The organism is Gordonia alkanivorans NBRC 16433 (genome assembly GCF_000225505.1).
GTDB classification, from domain to species: Bacteria; Actinomycetota; Actinomycetes; order Mycobacteriales; family Mycobacteriaceae; genus Gordonia; species Gordonia alkanivorans.
The window spans coordinates 1-3,175 of the sequence record NZ_BACI01000011.1; the positions used below are offsets into that span (position 1 = coordinate 1).

Here is a 3,175-nt window from a genome sequence, read left to right on the forward strand (position 1 = left end):
CTGTGGTGTGTGGGTGTTGTTGGTAAGTCCTCGGCCGATTAGTACCAGTCACCTGAACACATTGCTGTGCGTACAGTTCTGGCCTATCAACCCCATGGTCTGTAGGGGGCCTTAACCCCGCAAAAGGGGGTGAGAAACCTCATCTTGGAACAGGCTTCCCGCTTAGATGCTTTCAGCGGTTATCCCTTCCGAACGTAGCTAACCAGCAGTGCCCCTGGCGGGACAACTGGCACACCAGAGGTTCGTCCGTCCCGGTCCTCTCGTACTAGGGACAGGTTTCCTCAAGTTTCTTACGCGCGCGGCGGATAGAGACCGAACTGTCTCACGACGTTCTAAACCCAGCTCGCGTGCCGCTTTAATGGGCGAACAGCCCAACCCTTGGGACCTACTCCAGCCCCAGGATGCGACGAGCCGACATCGAGGTGCCAAACCATCCCGTCGATATGGACTCTTGGGGAAGATCAGCCTGTTATCCCCGGGGTACCTTTTATCCGTTGAGCGACACCGCTTCCACTTGCCGGTGCCGGATCACTAGTCCCGACTTTCGTCCCTGCTCGACATGTACGTCTCACAGTCAAGCTCCCTTGTGCACTTACACTCAACACCTGATTGCCAACCAGGCTGAGGGAACCTTTGGGCGCCTCCGTTACTCTTTGGGAGGCAACCGCCCCAGTTAAACTACCCACCAGGCACTGTCCCTGAACCCGATCAGGGTCCGAGGTTAGAAGTCCAATACGATCAGAGTGGTATTTCAACAACGACTCCATGAACACTGGCGTGCCCACTTCACAGTCTCCCACCTATCCTACACAAACCGAACCGAACACCAATACCAAGCTATAGTGAAGGTCCCGGGGTCTTTTCGTCCTGCCGCGCGTAACGAGCATCTTTACTCGTACTGCAATTTCGCCGAGTCTGTGGTTGAGACAGCAGAGAAGTCGTTACGCCATTCGTGCAGGTCGGAACTTACCCGACAAGGAATTTCGCTACCTTAGGATGGTTATAGTTACCACCGCCGTTTACTGGGGCTTAAATTCTCAGCTTCGCCACCCAAAGGTGACTAACCGGTCCTCTTAACCTTCCAGCACCGGGCAGGCGTCAGTCCGTATACATCGTCTTACGACTTCGCACGGACCTGTGTTTTTAGTAAACAGTCGCTTCTCTCTGGTCTCTGCGACCCACACCCGCTCAGAGAGTAAATCTCGTCACCGGTCTGGGTCCCCCTTCTCCCGAAGTTACGGGGGCATTTTGCCGAGTTCCTTAACCACAGTTCTCTCGATCGCCTTAGTATTCTCTACCTGACCACCTGTGTTGGTTTGGGGTACGGGCCGTGTACCAACTCACTAGAGGCTTTTCTCGGCAGCATAGGATCATGGAATTCGCCGCAACGGCTACGCATCACCTCTCAGGCTTATGTGTTCCGGATTTGCCTAGAACACGCCCTACAGGCTTACACCAGTACAACCACTGACTGGCCCCACTACCTTCCTGCGTCACCCCATCGCTTGCCTACTACCAGCCAAGGTCCCATGCATCACCCCACCCGGCACCCGAAGGTGCTCCTGGGGGATCTGGATGGTTAGTACAACTGATTCAGCATGGGCGCGGATACACGGGTACGGGAATATCAACCCGTTGTCCATCGACTACGCCTGTCGGCCTCGCCTTAGGTCCCGACTCACCCTGGGCGGATTAGCCTGGCCCAGGAACCCTTGGTCATTCGGCGGAAGAGTTTCTCACTCTTCTTTCGCTACTCATGCCTGCATTCTCACTCCCACACCCTCCACCACTAGATCACTCTGTGGCTTCCACGGATGCAGGACGCTCCCCTACCCACCCACACACCTGGTTGACACTCCGTAGAACATCAACGGGCTAACGTGTGAGTGCCGCGGCTTCGGCGGTGTACTTGAGCCCCGCTACATTGTCGGCGCAGGATCACTTGACCAGTGAGCTATTACGCACTCTTTCAAGGGTGGCTGCTTCTAAGCCAACCTCCTGGTTGTCTTCGCGACCCCACATCCTTTTCCACTTAGTACACGCTTAGGGGCCTTAGCCGGCGATCTGGGCTGTTTCCCTCTCGACTACGAACCTTATCGCCCGCAGTCTCACTGCCACACTCTCACTTACCGGCATTCGGAGTTTGGCTGACGTCAGTAACCCTGTGGGGCCCATCGGCCATCCAGTAGCTCTACCTCCGGTAAGAAACATGTGACGCTGCACCTAAATGCATTTCGGGGAGAACCAGCTATCACGGAGTTTGATTGGCCTTTCACCCCTACCCACAACTCATCCCCTCCATTTTCAACTGAAGTGGGTTCGGGCCTCCACGACGTCTTACCGTCGCTTCACCCTGGCCATGGGTAGATCACTCCGCTTCGGGTCTAGACCCGGCGACTCAAACGCCCTATTCAGACTCGCTTTCGCTACGGCTACCCCACACGGGTTAACCTCGCCACCGAGCACTAACTCGCAGGCTCATTCTTCAAAAGGCACGCCATCACCCACCCTCCGAAGAGGCACAGGCTTTGACGGATTGTAAGCGTCCGGTTTCAGGTACTATTTCACTCCCCTCCCGGGGTACTTTTCACCTTTCCCTCACGGTACTTGTCCGCTATCGGTCACCAGGAAGTATTCAGGCTTACCGGGTGGTCCCGGCAGATTCACAGCAGATTCCACGAGCCCGCTGCTACTTGGGCACCCATCACGCAAGACCATGTGTTTTCAGCTACCGGACTCTCACCGTCTACGGCAGACCATTCCAGGCCACTTCACCTAACACACGATTTTCTGACTCACGCTTCCACAGGCAGATGGAAGAAGATGAACCCCACAACACCACACACACAACCCCTACCCGGTATCACATGCGCATGGTTTAGCCTCATCCGCTTTCGCTCGCCACTACTCACGGAATCACTTTTGTTTTCTCTTCCTATGGGTACTGAGATGTTTCACTTCCCCACGTTCCCTCCACACCCCCTATACATTCAGAGGTGGGTAACACGACATCACTCGTGCTGGGTTTCCCCATTCGGACACCCTCGGATCACAGCTCGTTTGACAACTCCCCGAGGACTATCGCGGCCTACCACGTCCTTCATCGGCTCCTGGTACCAAGGCATCCACCGAACGCCCTTACACACTTACAACAACACCTACAAACCACCCCCAC

General features: G+C 55.6%; 1 rRNA gene. It reads right to left on the reverse strand.

Features of this window, described 5'->3' with window-relative positions:
• Window positions 1-18: 18 nt before the first annotated feature.
• A 23S ribosomal RNA gene (locus GOALK_RS01205) occupies window positions 19-3,152 on the reverse strand.
• Window positions 3,153-3,175: the final 23 nt, after the last annotated feature.